Source organism: Dactylosporangium thailandense, assembly GCF_059739745.1.
Window position 1 is genome coordinate 5,081,505 of the sequence record NZ_AP029195.1, and the last position, 20,512, is coordinate 5,102,016.

General features: G+C 77.0%; 1 protein-coding gene. It reads right to left on the reverse strand.

What is annotated here, in order from left to right; all coding sequences use genetic code 11:
• Entirely contained in the window at positions 1-20,496 is a 20,496-nt protein-coding gene (locus tag AC6JBM_RS22145) for an SDR family NAD(P)-dependent oxidoreductase (RefSeq protein WP_497985480.1), read from the reverse strand.
• Positions 20,497-20,512 lie beyond the last annotated feature (16 nt).

The window sequence follows — 20,512 nt, forward strand, 5'->3', positions numbered from 1 at the left end:
TCAGCGAGCGGTGAATTCGGCCAGCAGCGCGTTGACCCGGGCGGCGTGGGTCAGGCTCGGGAAGTGCCCGGCGTCGGGCAGCTCCTCGTAGCGGGTGTCGGGGATGGTGCCGTGCAGCAGGTGCGCGGTCTTGAGCGGCACGACCGAGTCGAGCCGGCCGTGCACGAGCAGCGTCGGGACGGCGAGCCCCGGCAGGCGGCCCAGCAGGTCGGGATTGGCGGCGAACTCGTCGAGGTACCGCAGCCCGATCTGCGCGTCCATGCTCTCGCAGCGCAGCAGCAGCCGCTCCCAGGCCTCCGCCTCGTCCGCCCGCGTCACGCCGGCGGCGGTGAGCCGCTCGAAGTCCTCGCGGGCCACGAGCGAGAGCCGGTTCATCTCCCCGGCCCGGTTGCCGACCCGGTAGGAGCTGGCGATCAGCGTGAGCGACGCGACGCGCTCCGGATGGCGCAGCGCGAACGCGGCGGCGGGCAGGCCGCCGAAGGAGGAGCCGGCCAGGTGTACCGGCTCGTGCAGCCCCAGCGCGTCGAGCGTGCGGGCCATCAGCCCGACGATGCCGTCGATGGACAGGCTCTCGGCGGCGGTGGTCGCGCCGACGCCCGCGTGGTGCACGGCGACCACCCGCATCCGGTCGGCGAGCGCGGCGAACTGCGGCGCGTAGAACCCGGCGCCGATGTTGAACGGCGGCATGAGCAGCAGGACAGGGCCGTCACCGGCGGTGAACACCTCGACCTCGCCGTCGTCGAGGCGCACCAGGTCGCGGCGCACCCGCGGCTGGTGCTCGCGCAGGACCGCCCAGTTGTCGTCGGCGGGCCGGTGCCCCTCGTCCATCGCCGCGCGCACGTCCTCGGGGATGCGCCCGGCCGGGTGGTAGACGGCCTGGGGCGCCGGCCCGGTCCCGTCCACGATCAGCAGGTCGGGCACGGGCGCCGGGTCGCGGTACCGCTCGGCGACGGCCCGGCCCGCCTCGGCGGCCACCTCGGCCGGAAGCCCGACCGGGACCGCCAGGCGCACCCAGGCGCCGGAGCCGTCGACGCTGTCGTCGGCGAGGTGCGCGGCGCCGCGGACGCCGGTGCCCGCGTAGAGCCAGGCCAGCAGCGCCTGCACCGGATGGGCGAGGCCGGCCAGGCGCGGCATCCGGGCCGTGTCCAGCAGCACACAGTGCCCGCCGACCGGCTCCACGATCGGCACCTCGGCCGACCGCAGGGCCTGCGCGAGCGCGGCGACGGCGGCCATCCGCGCCCGGACCCCGGCGACGACCCGCTGCGGATCGGCCAGGGCGGCGTCGATGAGCCGCCGGTCGGCCAGGTTCACCTCGCAGCCGCGCAGCGCCACGTGTTCGCGCAGCCGCTCGGCGAGGGCCGGGTCGGACGTGGCGACGAGCCCGCCGCGGTCGACGCCGAAGTCCTTCGACAGCCCCATCGTCACCGCGTCGGCCAGGGCCAGCATCTCCCCCGCCACCGCCCAGGCGTCGCGGCCGTCGCGCTCGGCGACGGCGACGGCGTTGTCGACCAGCCGGGTGGCGTCCAGCACCAGCGACACCCCGTGCTCGCGGGTGATCGCGCGGACGCGGCGCAGGTTGTCCAGGCTCAGCGGCAGCCCGCCGAGCGCGTTGGTGCTCACCTCGACCGCGACGAACGCGATGTCACCCGGGTACGCGGCCAGCAGTTCGGCGAGGTGCTCGGGGTCGAGGTCGGCGCCGGTGCGGCGCACGGGCAGGGCGGTGAGGCCCCGGTCGAGCCGGCTGAGGGTCCACGTCGGGAAGAGCGGGTTCTGCACGACGTACCGCCCCGGGCCCGCCCAGGCGCGGCAGAGCAGGGCCTCGGCCGAGCGGCCCGAGGCGGCCGGGACGACGCACGAGAACGGCAGGGCGGGGCGCGGGCCGAGGTCGAGGGCGCCGGAGTGGCCGGCGGCGCGCTCGCGCACGGCCGCGGTGCCGGCCCGGACGAAGTCCGCGTCGAGCTCGGCCCAGGAGTCGGTGAGCAGGTCCACGCCGACCTCGGCGGCCGGGATCCGCACGGGATTGTGGCCGTACCGGTCCAGCTGCCCCTGATAAGGCGTCGCCTCCGGCTTTCGGGGCGGCGGCGCCTCCACCTTCGCCGGAGCTGCGGGCTTCACCGTCGGGTTGGTGATCATGAGCAGGACGGCGGTCACGTCGGCCGGGTCGGCGTCGGCGGGGCGGCACAGGTAGATCGGCAGGTTGACCGGCCGGAACTTGTTCTTGAACCGGAAGTTGCCCTCGCCGGAGAACACGCCGGACTCCCGCAGCTCGGCCAGGGCCCGCTCCACCGCCGGGTCGGCGTTGGGCGAGCCGGTCACCTGGACCCCGAACGTGCCGCCGAAGCTGAACATCGTGCTGCCCTCGGCGGTGATCCGCTCGATGATGGCGACGATGGTGTACTCCAGCCCGCCGCGCGGCATCGCGTGCGGGTAGAACTCCAGGTCGAGCAGGTAGCCGGGCTCCGACGGGATGCGGGTGACGATGACGGCCGCGATGAGCTCGTCGTCGACGTGGGTGAGGAACATCCGGTGCCGCTCGGCGAGCACGCCCCGGCCGATCTCGTCGCGGACGGTCCCGACGTACGGATTGATCATCTCCTTCGTCGCGGTCCACCCGTCGATAATGCCCACGATCGCCTGGTCGGTCGCGGGATCGGAGCCGACGCGGTACTCCTCCACGCGCGCCTTCCCCGCCCGCTGGAACCGGCTGACGAGCGAGCGCACCCGGGTCATCGGGCCGCCCTCCAGCGTGAACTCGGGCAGCTTGTCCAGCCGCTGCACGACGCCGAAGGGCGTGGCGGTGAACGGCCGCCCCGCCACGTCGCTCAGGCGCACCATCGACAGCTGGTTGGGGCGCAGCCCGTGCCGCTCGGCGTGGGCGACCCACTCGGCGGTGAGCTCCTCCAGGTCGGCCGCGGAGCCGACGTAGCTCCAGGCGAGCAGGACGCCGTCGCGCTGGGAGGCGTTGAAGTACGCGGTGCGGCGCGAGCCGATGAACAGCAGCGGGGCGATGTCCCGCCCGGGCAGGCCGCCCTCCTTGCCGTGGCGCTGCTCGAGCTCGGCCACGAGCGTCGCGGTACCGGCGTCGAGCTCCTGCTTGGCGACCATCCACGGGCCCGCCTCCGCCGTGCCGCGGACCGTGGTCCCGGCTGCCGTGGTCCCGGCGGCCTCGGGCCGGGGCGGCGCGGCCTGCGCGAGCCGGGCGGCCAGCGCGTCGCCATGCTGCTGCGTGAGGTGCGCGGCGAGGCCGCCGAGCGTGGGATGGTCGAACAGCACGGTCTTGCGCATGGCGCCGAGGCCCCGCTCCAGGGCCCCGACCACCCGGAGCATGTCGAACGACGTGAACCCGTTGTCGGCGAACGACACCTGCCGGTCCCAGGGCCGTTCGAGCGCCGCGTCGATCACCGCGGCGAGGGCCGTCTCCACGTCGGGCGTCTCCCGCGCCACGGGCTCGGCCGCGGCGGCGACGAACGCGCTCAGGCGGTCGACGGTGTCGTACTCGTACAGCTCCGTCGCCTTCAGGTCCAGTTCGAAGGTCGCGTTGAGCAGCCGCACGAGCTCCATGCGGTAGATGGAGTCGAGTCCGAGGTCGCCGAACGGCTGGTCCAGCGGAATCGCCGCCTTCGGCAGGCCCAGGATCTGCCCGAGCCGCGCGACGACGAGCTCCTCGACGGCTCCGGCATCACGCCCCCGGCCCGGGTCGGCCGGTGCCGATGCCGGTGCTGATGCCGGTGCCGGAGTTGGTGCCGGAGCGGACGCGGGCGCGGGCTCGGGTGTGGGCGTGGACGCGGGCAACGGGGTCAGGCGCAGCTTCGGCCGGCCTGTACCGGGCGGCGTTGCGGGCTGGGACAACGTGACCTCCGCGGGGGGAATCGTGAACCAGTGGCGGGTCTCGGTGAACGGGAAGCCGGGCAGCGGTACCCGTCCCGGCGGGCTCGGCCACGCACCCGCCCAGCCGACCGGCGCCCCCGCGACCCACGCCTCGGCCCGGGCGAGGGGCCCGGCCGCCGGTCCGGGGTCGTCGGGGGCGGTCGTGGACCGCAGCACCGTCCCGCGCAGCAGTCCCGCGGGCGTCTCGCCCCGCCCGGCGGCCTCCAGCGCGGCGGCGAGCTCGTCGCGGCTCGCGGTGACGACGGCGAGCCGCTCGGCGAGGTCTTCCCGGCCGGTCTGCAGCGTCCAGGCCACGCGGGCCAGGTCCGGCGTCTCGGCGCGCAGGTGCCGGGAGAGCGCGGCGGCGTAGGCGGCCAGCGCCTCGGGCGCCGGCGCGGACAGCACGAACGCGTGGGGCCCGGCGGGTGCCGGCCCGGCGGCGCGGGTCCCGTGAGCCTCCAGCACGACGTGGGCGTTGGTCCCGCCGAAGCCGAACGAGCTGACCCCGGCGCGCCGCGGCGTCCCCGGCCACGCCGACAGCCGAGTCTGCAGGCGCAGGGGCGTTCCGTCGAGGCGGACATGCGGGTTCACCTGGCGCAGGTGAAGGCTCGGGGGCAGCTCCCCGTGCCGCATGGCCAGCAGCACCTTCAGGATCCCCGCGATGCCGGCCGCGGCCTCCAGGTGGCCCACGTTCGTCTTCACCGCGCCGATGGCGAGGGGCTCCCCGCCCGGGCGGGTGCGCCCGAGGTCCGCCAGCGCCTGCTTGACGCCCTCGATCTCGACGGGGTCGCCGAGCTTGGTGCCGGTCCCGTGGGCCTCCAGGTAGCCGATCGTCTCCGGGTCGACCGCGGCGTCGCGCCAGGCGGCGGCGATGACGCGGGCCTGGGCGGCCGGGTTCGGGGCGGTGAGCGAGGGCGCGCGCCCGCCGTGGTTGACCGCGCTGCCGAGGACCTCGGCGTAGATGTGGTCGCCGTCGCGCTCGGCCCGCTCCAGGTCCTTGAGGACGACGACGCCGCAGCCCTCGCCGCGCACGTACCCGTCGGCGCCGGCGTCGAAGGTCTTGCAGCGGCCGTCCGGGCTGAGCATGCCGGACTGGGTGAAGGCGTTGAACAGGCCCGGGCTGAGCAGGACGTTGACGCCGCCGGCGAGGGCGAGGTCACAGTCGCCGGCCCGCAGCGCGGCGACGGCCCGGTGCACCGCCACGAGCGAGCTGGAGCAGGCGGTGTCGACGACCTCGCTCGGGCCGCGCAGATCCAGCAGGTACGACACCCGGTTGGCCAGGATCGAGTGCGCGATGCCGGTGGCGGTGTGCGCCTCGATCGGCACCCCGTGGCCCTTGAGCAGGTCCTGGTAGTCCGATGTGGACACGCCCGCGAACAGGCCGGTGGCGGTGCCGGCGAGGGCCGACGGCCGGTAGCCGGCGTCCTGCACCGCCCGCCACGCCGTCTGCAGGAACAGCCGCTGCTGCGGGTCCATCAGCGCGGCCTCGCGCGGGGCCACGCCGAAGAACCCGGCGGCGAAGCGGTCCACATGGGACAGGAACCCGCCGCGCAGGTGCCGGGTGCCGGGGTCGGCCCGCAGGTCGGCCCGGTCGGCGGGCACCTCGCCGACGAGGTCGTCGCCGGCGCGCAGGTGCCGCCAGAACTCGTCGAGGTCCGCGGACCCGGGCAGCACGCCGGCCATCCCGATCACGGCGATCCGCCGGCGTCGCGGCTCGGCCGTCGCCACCGGGACCGCCGGTGCGACCGGCTCGGCCGCAGCGGTCGGCGCGGGTGTCGGTGTGAGCGCCGGATGGCGGGCGGCGACGGCCGCGGGGTGGGTGCGCACGAGGTAGCCGGCGAACGCGTCCAGGTCGGGGCACTCGAACAGCACGGTCGGCAGCAGGTCCAGGCCGTAGCGCTCGTTGACCTGGTTGACGAGCTCGGTCAGCGAGATCGAGTCGAAGCCGAGGTCCATCAGCTCCGCCCCCAGCTCGACCTCCGCCGGGTCCACGAGCAGGAACGCTGCCGCCATCTCGCGCAGCTCGGCCCGCACGGCGTCGACGCGGTCCTCGGCGTCGCCGCCCGCCGCCTCCTCCTCGACGACCGGCGGCTCGACGGGGGACGTCGAGGGGTCCACCACCACCTCGGGCGAGTCCAGCGCCAGGGCGGCGGCGAAGGCGCGCAGGCCGTCCTCGGGGTCCAGCGGCACCATGCCGAAGCGCCGGCGCAGCACCGCGAGCGTCGCCTCGTCGACCCTCATGCCGCTGTCGCGCCACAGCGGCCAGCCGATCGCGACCGTGCGGCCGGTCCGGGTGCCGGCGGCCCGCCACTGCTCGCGCAGCCCGGCGAACGCCGCCAGGAACGCGTTGGCGTAGGCGTAGTCGACCTGGCCCGGGTTGCCCGTCTCGGCGACCACGGACGAGAACAGCGCGACGAAGTCCAGCGGCTGCCCGGCGGTGGCCCGGTCGACGGCGACGGTTCCGGCCACCTTCGCCGCGAGCACCGCGGCCACCTGCTCCTCGGTCTTGGCCACGGACCGGGCGTCGCGGGTCACGCCGGCCGCGTGCAGGACCCCGCGCAGCGGACCGTGCCGCTCGGTGACGGCGGCGACCAGCCGCTCGAGGGCGTCGCCGTCGGTGACGTCCACCGCGTGGTACTCCACCCCGGCCGGCATCCCGTCCAGCGCCGCGCGGCGGTCACCGTCCAGTTCGGACCGTCCGATGAGGACGACCGCCCCCGCGCCCCGCTCGGCGAGGTGCCGGGCGAACCGCAGCCCGAGACCGCCGGCGCCGCCGGTGACGAGGTACGCACCACCCGGCCGCACGCCGACGGGCTCACCCGTCCCGGCTCGCTCCAGCCGGCGCACCTCGCGGCGCCCGCCGGTGTAGCGGACCCGGTCGGCCTGGGGCCCGCACGCCAGCAGCTCGTCGACGAGCGCCTCGGCGTGCCGCCGCGGCCCGGCGGTCGCGTCGGCCCCCTCGAAGGCGACGACCACGCCCCGGACCCGCTGATGCTCCAGCGCGAGGGTGCGCAGCGCGCCGGTGACGGCGGCGTCGTGCGGCTGCCCGGCCGGGCTGGCGGAGGCGTACCCGTACACGATGCGCAGCTCGTCGGGGCCGCGCTCGGCCAGCAGGGCGGTGCTCATCCACAGCACCGTCAGCAGCCCGGTGGCGATGCGCTCGTCCAGGCCGGGTCCGCCGGTCCAGGCCGGCTCGTCGGCCGGCAGGCGCAGCACCGCGCCGGGCCGGGCGCCCTCGGCGGCCAGCGTCTCGGCCACCGCGTACAGGTCGTCGCGGGCCCCGGCCCGGACGGTGAACCCGTCGGTGTCGCGGGCGAACCCGTCGCCCGGCACGACCGTCACGCAGCGGCCGCCGTCGCGCTCGAGCCGGGCCCGGGCCGGCGCCGCGACGGCCGCGTCGGGGGCGATCAGGATCGTCAGCGCCGGCGGTTCCGCGGTCCGCGGCGGCAACGGCTCAGCACCCCAGGCCGGCCGCAACAGTGACCACGGGGCGGAATCGGCATCATGCGCCGCCCCGGCCGGCACGGCGGCGACGCGCAGGCCGCGGATGGCGAGCATCGCGCGGCCGGTCTCGTCGGCCAGGTCGAGATCGAAGCGGTGCGCGCCGCTGCGGCGGACCCAGGCCCAGCCGGCGCCGGTGAACGGGGTGCCGTAATCGGCGCGGTCGAACCCGACCGGCACCCGGGCGTCCCCGGCGGTGCCGAGCGCGGCCAGCGCCTGCAGCGCACCGTCCACACAGGACACCGGGCCGCCGTCCAGCCGGGCCAGCGCCTCGCCCTCGCCGGTCCACAGGTCGCGCACCGCACGCATCCCCGGGCCGTACTCGAGACCGCCCGCGGCCAGGCCCTCGTAGAAGGCGGTCACATCGTGCTCACGGCCGCAGCGGGCCCGCACGGCGTCGAGGTCGAACGGCTCCGGCCGTCCGGGGCCGGGCTCCAGCGTGCCGGTCGCGACCGGGGCGTCGGGCGGGCCGGCGGTGAAGGCGGTTGCGGTACCGTCGCCGCGAAAACGCATCGGCAGCCGCTCGGTGCCGTCGTCGAGCCGCACCGGGGCGAGCCAGCGCAGGTCCCGGACCACGTCCGCGTCGACGCCCGACCCGGCCGCCGCCGTGCGCACCGCGTCGAGCAGCGCCGCGCCGGGCAGCCAGCGCTCGCCGCGCACCCGGTGCTCACGAAGGTGGGGCGCGTCGCCGGTGAGGTCGGCCCCGGCAGGGTCCGTGGCAGGGTCCAGAGCAGTGTCTGTGGCAGGGTCCGTGGGCGCGTCGGGCAGCCAGAAGCGGCGACGGGCGAACGGCGTGGTGGGGAACGCCACGATCCGGGGGCGGCCGCTCCAGCGGGCGGGCCAGTCGACGTCGGCGCCGCCGGTCCAGGCGCGGGCCAGCCCGTCGAGCTGATCCGGGCCGCCGTCCACGGGCGGCGCGGGCGGCCGGGCCGACGCCGTCGCGTGCCACAGGCCGGGCCCCGCGTCCTCACCGGCGCCGAACGCGGCCAGCCGCCGGGCGAGCGCGGGCAGGTCGTCGGCGCGGGCGGCGAGCCGTTCGTCGGACTCGCGGCGGCCGACCTGGCTGGTGTAGGCGAGCGCGGCCGGGTCGACTTCGGCACCGTCGGGGGTGCGCAGGAACGCCGCGACGCGGGCCGCGTACGCGCGCAGGCGCTCGGGCGTGCGGGCCGAGAGCAGGAACAGGGCCGGGCCGGCGGCGGCCGGCGGTGCGGGCTCGGGCTCGGGCTCCTCCAGCACGACGTGGACGTTCGCGCCGCCCGCGCCGAACGAGCTCACCCCGGCCCGGCGCGGCCCGCCGCCGTCCGGCCGCGGCCACGGCGCCAGCTCGCGCTGGGGGTGGAAGGGCGAGCCGGCGAAGTCGATCTTCGGATTGACCGTGTCGAGGCTGGCGGCGGGGAACAGCTCGCGGTGGCGCAGCTGCAGCAGCACCTTCGTGAGCCCGACGATGCCGGCCGCGCCCTCCAGGTGCCCGACGTTGGCCTTGACCGACCCGACGGGGCACGGGGCCGCCCCCTCCGGCCGCGCCCCGAACGCCCGGGTGAGGCTCGCGATCTCGATGGGGTCGCCGAGCTCCGTGCCGGTGCCGTGCGCCTCGACGTAGCCGATCGTGGCGGGGTCGACGCCGGCCCGGTGCAGTGTCGCGCGGACGAGGTCGGCCTGGGCGTTGGGGTTCGGCACGGTGTACCCGCTGGTCTTGCCGCCCGCGTTGGCCAGGCTCGCCCGGATGACGGCCCAGATCCGATCGCCGTCGGCGCGGGCGGCGGCCAGCGGCTTGAGCAGTACCGCGCCGACGCCCTCGCCCGGCACGTAGCCGTCCGCGGCCGCGTCGAAGGTGCGGCAGCCGTCGCCGCTGGCGAGCATGTTCATCGCGGACAGGGCGACGAGGTGCGCGGGGTGGATGATGACGTTCACGCCGCCGGCGATCGCCATGCGGCACTCGCCCCGCCGCAGGCTCTCGCACGCCAGGTGCACCGCGGTCAGCGACGACGAGCACGCCGAGTCCACGGCGAAGCTCGGTCCGGTGAGGTCGAAGGTGTACGACACCCGGTTCGCCAGCGACCAGTACGCCGAGTGGGCGCCGGCGAACTCGCCGCGCGGCCATCCGCTCGCGGCGGCGAGCTTGCCGTACGAGCCGTACATGGTGCCGACGAAGACGCCGGTCGCCGGCTCGTGGCGGCGCGGCCCGAGGTACCCGGCCTCCTCCAGCAGGTTCCAGCAGGTCTCCAGGAACAGTCGCTCCTGCGGGTCCATGGCGGCCGCGTCGCGGGGCAGCACCGAGAAGTGGGCGGCGTCGAACTGGTCGACGTCCTCGATGAACCCGGCCCAGCGCCCGTACGTTCGGCCGCGCCGGCCCTTGCGCGGGTCGAAGTGCTCGCGCCAGTCCCATCGAGACGCCGGCACCTCGCGGATGCAGTTCGCGCCCTCGCGCAGGTTGCGCCACAGGGCGTCGAGGTCCGGCGACTCGGGATAGCGGCCGGTGACGCCGACGACCGCGACGGCGCCGGGATCCTCGACGGGTTCCGTTCTGGCGGATTCTGTACGGTCGGATTCGGTACGGACTATGCCTGCCTCGGGCGCGGTCGTCGCATCGTCGCGGGCGGGCAGCACGCGGGACAGCTCGCCCGGCCGCTCGGCGAGCAGGTGGTTCGCGAGCCGGTCGATGGTCATGTGCTCGAACAGCAGCGTCGCCGGCAGCTCACCCAGATCGGCGGCGAGGCGGTGGACGAGATCGACCGCGACGAGCGAGTCGACGCCGAACGTCTCGAACGTCTCCCGGTCCCGCAGCGTCTCCGGACGGCACTTGAGCACCTCGGCGAAGACGTCGCGCAGGTACTCGCGCACCGCGGCGACATCGGGCCCGGCCGCCGGCTCGGGGTCGGCGACCGCGATGCCGTACTCCCCCAGCCGGTCCGGGTCCGCGTCGAGCACGAGGACCTGCGGCAGCCCGGCGGCGAGGATCCGGCGCAGCGCCCGGTACCCGGCCTCCGGCTCGATCGAACGCACCCCGAGGCCGGCGAACCGGTGCGCGTAGGCGTCTCCCGCGACGGCGCCGACCCCGCCCCAGTACCCCCAGTTGACCACGGTGACGGGGAACGGCGCGGCCACGGCGCACGCGTCCTGGGCGGCGCTGGCCGCGGCGTAGTTGGCCTGGCCGCCCGCCGCCACGAACGACGCCGCGGAGGAGAACAGCACGCACAGGTCGAGCGGCTCGTCACGCAGCGCGTCGAGCAGCGTGGCCGTGCCCGCGAGCTTCGGCGCCAGCACCTCGGCCACGGCGTCGTCGTCGAGCCGGGTCAGCGCCGCGTCCCGCCACACCCCGGCGGCGTGCAGCACGCCGTCGAGCCGGCCGAACCGGCGCCGGGCGAACGCCACCGCCGCGCGGACCGCCGCCGGGTCGGTGACGTCGGCGCGCACGTACTCGGCCTCCCCGCCCGCCTCGGCCACGGCCCGCAGCGCCTCGGCGATCGCGGGGGTGAGCTCCCGGCGGCCGGTCCACACCAGCCGTGCCCGGTGCCGGCGGGCCAGCTCCAGGCTGAGCGCGGCGCCGAGCCCCCCGGCGCCACCGACGACGAGGTATACGCCGCCGTCGCGGAACGGCTCCCGGTCCGGCGCGGGCGGCGCGGGCGGCTCGGCCCGGGCGAACCGCAGCCGCCGGGCGCGGCCGTCCCGCCAGGCCACCACCGGCTCCCCGTCCGCCTCGGCGGTGATGCGCAGCACTGCGGCGTCCGGGCCTGGCGTGTCCGCCGAGTCGAGCCCGACATCGACGCAGCGGACGGTCCAGGCCCGGTGCTCGGCCGCCGCGGAGCGCGCGACGCCGAACACGCCCGCGACGTCCGGGTGCACCCGGTCGCCGGGGCCGGTCGCGACGGCGCCGGCGGCGGCGACGGTCAGCCGGAGCGCCCGTCCGGCGGGCACGGTCATCGCCAGCGCCCGCACGCTGCGCACGGCCGCCGCGACCGTGGCCCCGCCGGGCGAGCCGGAGCCGCACAGCAGGTACGCGGTGTCCACCGTGGACGCCTCGGCGGGCAGCGGCTCGCCGAGTGTCGCGCGGACGGTGCCGGGGCCGAGGCTCTCGGCGAGGGCGTCGGCCTCCCCGTCCGAGGGGGTGGCCACGACGATCGCCCGCCCGGCGCGCGGGCCGGGCGCGACCGGCGCCTCGGCCCAATGTGGGCAGAGCAGCATCGGGTCCTCGGCGGCCGTCGCGCTGCTCCCGGCCACCGCACTGCTCCCGGCCGCGGCCGGGGTCCGGGCGGGGCGCAGCGCGAGGCCGGTGCAGCGCAGGGCCACGCGGCCCTCGGCGTCGGCGATGGCGACGTCGTAGCGGTGCGTGCCGGTGCGGCGGACGTGGGCGTAGGCGGCGATCGCCGCCGGGTCGGGCACCTCGACGGTGTCGGCGGCGAAGGGCAGGAGCGGGCCGGCCGCCGCGGCATCGGTCAGCGCCGCGATGGCCTGCCAGGCACCGTCCAGCCGGCGCGGGTCGAGCACGCCGCCGGCGGCCGCCGGGGCGGGACCGTCCGGGGTGCCGGAACGCAGGGCGAACGTGGCGAGGGCCTCGTCGTCGCCGACCGCGAGCCCGGCGATGCGATAGGAGGGCCCGTAGTCGAGGCCGGCCTCGGTGAACGCGGCGTAGAGCTCGGCGGTGTCCCGCCGGGCCGGGCAGCGGGCCGCCACGGCCTCGACGTCGAGCCGCTCGGGCGGGGCCGGGGGCAGGTCGCCGGCGACCCCGCGCACGTACACCTCGTCGTCGCCGTCCTCAACGGTGAACGCCCCGTCGGTGCCGGCGCGCAGACGCAGGGTCCGTGGTGCGTCGAGCTCGACCGGACGCAGCCAGCGCAGCGCGGTGACCCGGGCCGGTCCGCCCCGGCTCGCCAGCGCCCAGCAGGCCGAGACGGCGCCGGCGAGCACTGGGCGACCGGCCAGGCGGTGGTGCGCCACGAGCTCGTCCCGGGGGTTCGCCCGCCACGTGTCCGCCGCCGGTCGACCGCCGGACGGCCAGTACCGCTCGGGCTCGAAGGGGTAGCCGGGGATGCGCACGCGGCGGACGGGCTCGCCCTCGTGCAGCGCGGCCCAGTCCGGGTCCGTCCCCGCGACGTACGCGGCGGCCAGCCGGGCCAGCTCGGCGCGGCGGCCCGGGTCGCCGCCGGCGTCCGAGTCCGAGACGTCGGCGGCCGCCGGGACCGGGCCGGCGGGCGACCAGGCGGCCAGGCGCTCGCGCAGCCCGGCCACGTCGGTGACGACGAAGGCGGCCCGGGCCGGCAGGTGGGCGCGGGCGGTGCCGAGCGTGTGGGCCAGGTCGCGCAGCGGCGCGTCGCCGGGCAGGGCGTCGTGCAGCTGGGCGATGCGGCGGCGCAGGGCGGACTCGGTCGCGGCCGAGACGGGCACGAGCTCGGCGCGGGCCGCGGCGGTGGCGGCGGGCGCCGGGGCGGGCGGGGCCTCGGTGAGGATGACATGCGCGTTGGTACCGCTGAAGCCGAAGCTGCTCACCGCCGCCCGGCGGATCCCGTCCCGGCCCGGCGGGAACGGCGTCGGCGTGACCGGCACGGTGAAGGGGCCGCCGGCCAGGTCGATGCGCGGGTTCGGCGTCGCGAACCCGGGCGAGGGCGGGATGACGCGGTGCCGCAGCGCCTGGACGGCCTTGATGAAGCCGGTGATGCCCGCGGCCATGGTCGTGTGCCCGACGTTGCCCTTCACCGAGCCGACCGCGCACCAGCCGGAGCGGCCGTCCGCGTGCTCGCCGAAGACGCGGCCGAGGGCCTTGAACTCGATCGGATCGCCCAGCGGGGTGCCGGTGCCGTGGGCCTCGACGTATCCGACGTCGGCCGGGCTGACGCCGCCGCGCGCGTAAACCTCGCGCAGCAGGGCGGCCTGGGACTCGGCGCTGGGCGCGGTGATGCCGTTGGTGTGCCCGTCGCCGTTGACGCCGCTGGCCTTCACCACGGCGTAGACGTGGTCGCCGTCGGCGAGGGCCCGGCGCAGCGGCTTGAGCACGACGGCGCCGACCGCCTCGCCGAGGACGATCCCGTCGGCCGAGGTGTCGAACGGCGCGCACCGTCCGGTCGGCGACAGCATGCCGGTCTTGCTCGTCCACACGTGCATCCGCGGGGTGACCATCACCGCGACACCGCCCGCGATCGCCAGGTCGCAGGCGCCCGAGCGCAGGCTCTCGGCGGCGAGGTGCACGGCGACGAGCGACGACGAGCACGCGGTGTCGATCGACATCGTGGGGCCGGTGAGGTTGAGCAGGTACGCGATGCGGGCCGCGAGAATCGACGGCGAGTTGCCCAGGAACGCCTGCCCGGCGCCGTCGAGGCCGGACGCCTCCAGCAGCCGCAGGTAGTCGCCGCCGCCGCTGCCGACGAACACGCCGCACCGGCGCGACCCGCGCTGGACGTAGCCGGCGTCGTCGAGCGCGGCCCATGCCCGCTGCAGGAACAGCCGCTGCTGCGGGTCCATCAGCTCCGCCTCCATCGGCGAGATGCGGAAGAACGCCGCGTCGAACGCGTCCACATCGGCCAGGGGGGCGGCCCACTTGCTGTAGCTGCGGCCGGGCGCGTGCCGGTCGGGGTCGTAGGTCTCGGCCGGGTCCCAGCGCTCGGGGGGCACCTCCCGGATGCTGCACCGCCCGTCTCGGAGGTTGTTCCAGAACGCGTCCACGTCCGGCGCGTCGGGGAACGCCCCGGACATCCCGATGACGGCGATGTCGTCGGCGTCGTCATCGGCGGCCCCGTCCGGCACCTCGGCCAGCACCACGGTGACCGGCGCCGGTACGGGTGCGGGTTCAGCTGGCGCGGCGGGCTGGGCCGGTGCGGCGGCGACCGGCGCGAGCCGTAGCGGTGGCGGACCGGCGGCGACGGGCGGGGCTGGCTCGGCGGCCACGGGTTCAGGACTCGTCGGCACCTCGTCAGCCACCGAGTCAGGCGCCGCGGGCATCGCCACGGGGGCGGCGGGCGCGGTCGCGGGCGCGGCGGGAGCGGCTGCGGGCGCGGCGGGAGCGGGAGCCGGAGCGGCGGACGCGGCGGGAGCGGGAGCGGGCGCAGGAGCGGGCGTGGTGGGAGCGGGGGCTGTGGCCCCGGCCTCCAGGCGGCGGGTCTCGGCGGCGCTGTCGAGGGCGTGGTCGGCGAGGCGGTCGACGGTCGGGTGGTCGTACACGGTGACGGAGTCGAGGTCCAGGCCGAAGCGCCGGTTGAGGTCGCGGACCAGCTCGACGGCGCCGAGGGAGTCGATGCCCATCTCGCTGAACGTCAGCCGGTGGTCGATCTCGGCCGGCTCCAGGTACAGCTGCGCGCCCAAGGTCCGGCCGATCGCCGCCACCACCTCGTCGCGGTCGAGCGCCGGTCCGGCCGCAACCTCGATCGGCGAGGGCGCAACCTCGATCGGCGAGGGCGCAACCTCGATCGGCGGGGGCGCGGCGAGAGTGGGCGTGACGGGGGCCGGTCCCGGCGCGACCGGGGCGAGCGTGACCGGGGCCGATCCCGGCACGACGGGGGCGAGCGCGACCGGGGCCGCAGGGGCGAGCGCGACCGGGTCCGGTCCCGGCGTGACGGGGGCGGGCGTCTCGCGGCCGGCGAAGCGGTCCACCTTGCCCATGTGCTCGCGGACCAGGCCGACCGCGTCGGAGCCCAGGACGCGCTCGTGCAGGGCGACCTCGCGCGACACCGTGGCGTCGACGGTCGTCAGCACCCGGTCGGCCAGCTCGCGCTTGAGGGCCGCGACGGCCGCCTCGGGCTGCCGGGCGATCGAGCGGGCCACGGCGAGCGCGGCCGGCAGGACGTCCGCGCGGTTCTCGAAGCGGACCTGAGCGCCGCGGCGCTCCAGCTCCGCGCCGTCGAACGCGCGGCCGGTGTAGAACATCTCGCTCGCCAGCGCGCGGCCGAAGCGGTGCTCGAGGATGAACGTGGCGCCCATGCCCGGCGTGAAGCCGTAGTGCAGGAAGTTCGCCGCGTAGCCGGGCTCGCGAGCCATGACGACGACGTCGGCGTACAGGCCGAAGGCGAGGCCGCCGCCCGAGGCGTGGCCGGTGATCGCGGCCACCACGGGACGGTCGCAGCGCAACAGGCCGCGGTAGAGAAACGGGACGTCGGTGAAGCGCCCGTCGCCGCGGGCCAGCCGTTCCAGCGCGTCGGGGGTGCCGCCCATGCTGAACGCCGGGCCGGACGCGGTGAGCACGACGGCCTTGACGGACGGCTCGGCGGCCACGCTCGCGAACGCCGCTTCGAGGCCGCGCACGAGCCCCTCGGTGAACATGTTGCGGTCGCCGCGCATGGTGACCACCGCGACGCCGTCGTCGAGCAGCCGCACGTCGACCGGAACCTCGCCGGCGGCCTCGGGCAGGGCTTCAGGCAAAGGCTCGGGCAGGGCCTCGGGCAAGGGCTCGGGCAAGGGCTCGGGTGTGAGTGTGGGTGCGGTCCCGCGGCGGCGCCACTGGCCGACCCAGCAGCGCTCGCCGGCGAACGGATACCCGGGCAGCGGCACCCGGCGGCGCGCACCCGGGCGGTGCAGCCGCGCCCAGTCCACGTCGGCGCCGCTCACCCAGCGCGCCGCCACCTCGTGCAGGCCGACGCCCTCCGGGTCCAGGGCCGGGTGCTCGCCGGCGGCGACGCCGAGCAGGACACCGGCGGGCGGCTCGACACCGGCGGCGACCGCGCGCAACGCGGCGCGCAGGGCGGGCAGGTCGCCGGCGACGACGGCCAGGCGGTGGGCCATCGCGGCCCGGCCGACCTGCACGGTGTAGGCGACGTCGGCCAGGCTGAGACCGGTGCCCGGCGACACGGCGGCCAGGCTGAGACCGGTGCCCGGCGACACGGCGGCCAGGCTGAGACCGGTGCCCGGCGACACGGCGGCCAGGCTGAGACCGGAGCCCGGCGACACGGCGGCCAGGCTGAGACCGGAGCCCGGCGACACGGCGGCCAGGCTGAGACCGGAGCCCGGTGACGCCGAGGCCAGCGAGCGGGGCGTAGCGAGGCCGCTGATGGGGCCGAAACGCTCGCGCAGGCTCAGCAGCGCCGCCCGGTCCAGGCCCAGGTCGGTGAGCGTCTCGTCCGGGTCGACGGTCGCCGCGTCGACGCCGAGCAGTTCGGCGACCGCGGCCGTGACGGCCGACGCATCCGCGCCGACATCGCCCGCGAGCGCGACCGTGGCCGTGACCGCCGAGGCGTCCGCGCCGGCGTCGTCGGCGGGGGCGGCCGCGGCAGTGACGGCCGAGGCATCCGCGCCGGTGTCGTCGGCGAGGGCCGCCTCGACCTGTCCGGCGTAGCGACGCAAGGCCGGCTCGTCGCGGGCCGAGAGCACGAAGAGCGCCTCGCCGGGGGCGGGCTCGGCCGGCGGTACCGTTGCCGCTTCCTCCACGACGAGGTGCGCGTTGGCCCCGCCGGCACCGAACGCGCTCACGCCCGCCCGCCGCGGGCCGCCGTCGCCGGGCGTTGGCCACGGGGCCGCCTCGCGCTGGATGTGCAGGGGCGTGCCGTCGAGGTCGATGTGGGGGTTGATCCGCTCGGCGTGCAGCGACGGGGCCAGGGTGCGGTACCGCAGCTGCAGCAGCACCTTCGTCAGCGCCGCGATGCCGGCGGCGCTCTCGGCGTGGCCGATCGACGACTTCACCGAGCCGACCGCGCACCCGCCCGGCGGGGCCGACTCGGCGAAGACGGCGCGCAGCGCCTCGATCTCGATCGGGTCGCCCAGCGAGGTTCCGGTGCCGTGCGCCTCGACGTAGCCGACGGTCTCCGGGGTGACGCCGCCGCGCCGCCACGCCTCGCGGATGAGGTCGGCCTGGGCGGCGGGGCTGGGGACGGTGAAGCCGCTCGTACGGCCGGCGTGGTTGAGCGCCGTGGCGCGGATGATGCCGTACACGTGGTCGCCGTCGCGCACCGCGGCGGCGAGCGGCTTGAGCACGACCGCGCCGACGCCCTCGGCCGGGACGTAGCCGGTGCCGCCCTCGCCGAAGCTGCGGCAGCGGCCGTCGTCGGACAGGAACTGCCCCTGGGCCAGCTGGAGGTACTTCTGCGGATGCACGGTGAGGTTGACGCCACCGGCGACGGCCAGGTCGCACTCCCCGAGCCGCAGCGCCTGCACGGCCAGGTGCACGGCCGACAGCGACGACGAGCACGCGGTGTCCACGGCCATGCTGGGGCCGGTGAGGCCGAGGGTGTACGACACCCGGTTCGCCACCGCCGCGTGCATCGCCGCCGGCGCGACGCCGTCCTCGTCGAAGAGCTGGTAGTGGCTCCAGGTGACACCGGCGAACACGCCCACGGGCGCCCCGCGCAGCCGCTGCGGCGCGTACCCGGCGTCCTCGATCGCCTGCCAGGCAGTGGTGAGGAACAGCCGCTCCTGGGGGTCCATGCGCTCGGCGTCCTTGCGGGAGATGCCGAAGAACGCGAAGTCGAACTCGTCGATGCCGTCGAGGAAGCCGCCCCAGCGCCCGTACGTGCGGCCCGGGGCGCCGCGCTCGGCGTCGAAGTACCGCTCGTGGTCCCAGCGCCCGGCCGGGACCTCGGTGACGCAGTCGCGGCCGGCCGCGAGATTGCGCCAGAACGTGCGCAGGTCGGGCGCCTGCGGGTACTGCCCGGCCAGGCCCACGATCGCCACCTCGCCGACGTACGGGGCGGGCTCGGCGTGCGGGGCGGCCGGCGGCAGCGGTTCCGGGCGGGGCAGGCCCTCCGCGGCCCGGTCCGGGTCGCCGTAGCGCACGAGCACGGTGCCGTCGCCGGCGGCGAGCGCGGACTCCAGCGCGGCCAGGCCCGCCTCGGTCGGCAGCGGTGCCGTGCCGTGCTCCCGGCGGGCGCGCTCGATCGCCGCGTCCGCGATGCGCATGCCGCCGTCGGCCCACAGCGGCCACGCGACGGCGACGCTGACCCCGTGGCGGTCCGGGCGGGCCGCCCGCCACTCGGCGAAGTGCTCCAGGTAGGCGTTGGCGTAGGCGTAGTCGCACTGACCGGGGTTGGGCACCGTGGCCGACTGGGACGAGAACACGGCGAAGAACGCGAGGTCGTCGCCGGCGGTGGCGTCGTCGAGGTGCCCGGCACCGGCGGCCTTCGGGCCGGTCACGTCGGCGAAGTCGGTGCGGCGTTTGGCCGGGAAGAGCCCATCGCGCAGCGTTCCGGCCAGGTGCAGCACGCCGTCGATGCGCCCGAAATGGGCCCGGCCCCGCTCGACGGCGGCCCGCACGGCGCCGGCGTCGGTGAGGTCGGCCACGACGTGCAGCACCTCCGCTCCGGCGGCCCGCCACGCGGCGATGCGACCCGCGAGCGGCTCGCCGAGCGGGCGGCGGCCGAGCAGGATGCAGCGGGCACGGTACCGCCGCGCGAGGTGCTCCCCCACGAGCCCGGCGAGCGCCCCGTCGGCCCCGGTGAGCAGGTAGACGCCGCCGTCGCGCAACGGCACCGGTCCGCCGGGCCCGGGCAGCGGGGCGTACGCGCGCGTCTCACGCCGCCCGGCGACGTGACGGATCTCGCTGCCGCCGCCCTGGTCGGCGGCCTCCCCCGCGATCGCGGCGGCGAGCGAGTCCGGGCCCCAGGCGGCGACGCCGACCGAGCGGACCCGCAGCGCGGGCGCCTCCGCCGCGACGGTTCGGCCCAGCGCGCCGATCGCGGCCCCGGCCGGGTCGGGCGACGGGTGCACGTAGAGGATCGGCCCAGGGGCGGCCAGGCGGCGGCGGTGCAGCGCCGAGGCGAGCGTCCACACCTCGACCGCGGGCCGGGCCGGGTCCGCGTCGGACGCCTCCGGGGCGACACGCACGTACGCGGCGCCGTCGGCGGCCGCGGCGACGACGCGGCCGGCCTGGGCCGGGTCGGTGAGGTCGAGCTCGTCACCCGGATGGGCGTCGACGGCGTGACCCGCGCGGCGCAGGGCGGCGACGGTGGCCTCGTCGGCCCCGATGACCACCAGCGGCCGTCCGGCGTCCGGGTCCGGCCCGGCCCCGATGGCGGTCCACTGTGGCCGGAACAGGGTGGCGGCAAGGTCCGACGGGGCCGGGTCGTCGCCGGTGGCCGCGGGCGGGTGGAAGGCGTGGGCGGTGCCGAGGTGCTCGGCGAGGGCGGCGATGTCGGTGTGCTCGAACAGCAGCGTCGGGTACAGCGCGGTCGCGGCCACCGGCTCCAGCTCCCGGCTGATGTCGAGCATGGCGACGGAGTCCAGGCCGAGCTCGTAGAAGCCGGCGTCGACCGGCACGTCCGCGGCGGCGCGGCCCAGCCGCTCACCGACGAGGGCCCGCAGGTGACCGGCGAAGGCTCGCACCGCGTCCGCGCCGGAATGCAGAAGCCGGGCGGCCGGGGCCGAGGGCACGTCGGCGAGCAGGCGGGAGATCAGCCCGGCGTGGCGGATCCGCTTGCAGGTGAGCTTGCCGAACTCGGCCAGCAGCGTCCCGGCGGCGTCGTAGAGGCCGTAGTCGTTGTCGATGACGTCGGCGGACGCGGCGAGCGTCTCGACCCGGGGCGCGTAGAGCAGCGTGGTGCCGCGCAGCGGACGCGGGGCCCGGAACCGGTCGAGGTACATCGGGATGAACGGGTCCCGGGAGACGGCCTCGGTCTGGCCGTAGGCCGCGATGGTCGCCGCGTCGAGCTTGGCCGGGTGCAGGTGGAAGGCGTCCTCGGGCGGGGCGGCCGGGTCGAGGTCGAGCTCGGCGAGCAGGTAGCCGTCGCCGATGTGCAGATCGCCGTGGCAGGTCATCGCCGGGCCGTGCCGGATGTCCTCGGCCCGGGCCCGCGCGTACAGCTCGGCGATCGGGTAGCTGCGCCGGACCCCGGCCCGCAGCGCGGCGAGGTCGAGCGGCGCGGCCGCCGGGGCGTCGGCGAAGACGAGCTCAGCGCGCATGTTCTCCCGCCAGGGCGGCGCCTCCGGGCGGCCGGCCCAGCGGCTCTGGGCGGTGACGGGGCGGCCGCCGCCGGGGCCGGGCGCGCCGACGCACAGGCGCAGCTCCCGGGGCGCGCCCTCGGCGGTGACGACCGGCTCCGGGAACAGGATGCGGCGCAGCTCGGCGCGCTCGGTGTCCAGGCCCTGCGCGGCCAGGACCCGCATCAGGATGTCCAGGAACGTCACGCCGGGCAGCACCGAGACCCCGTGCACCCGGTGGTTGCTCATGATGAAGTCGGTGTCGGACAGCTCGAGCCGACACTCGATCTGGGGGTCGTCCATGTCGGTGTCTCCTGGT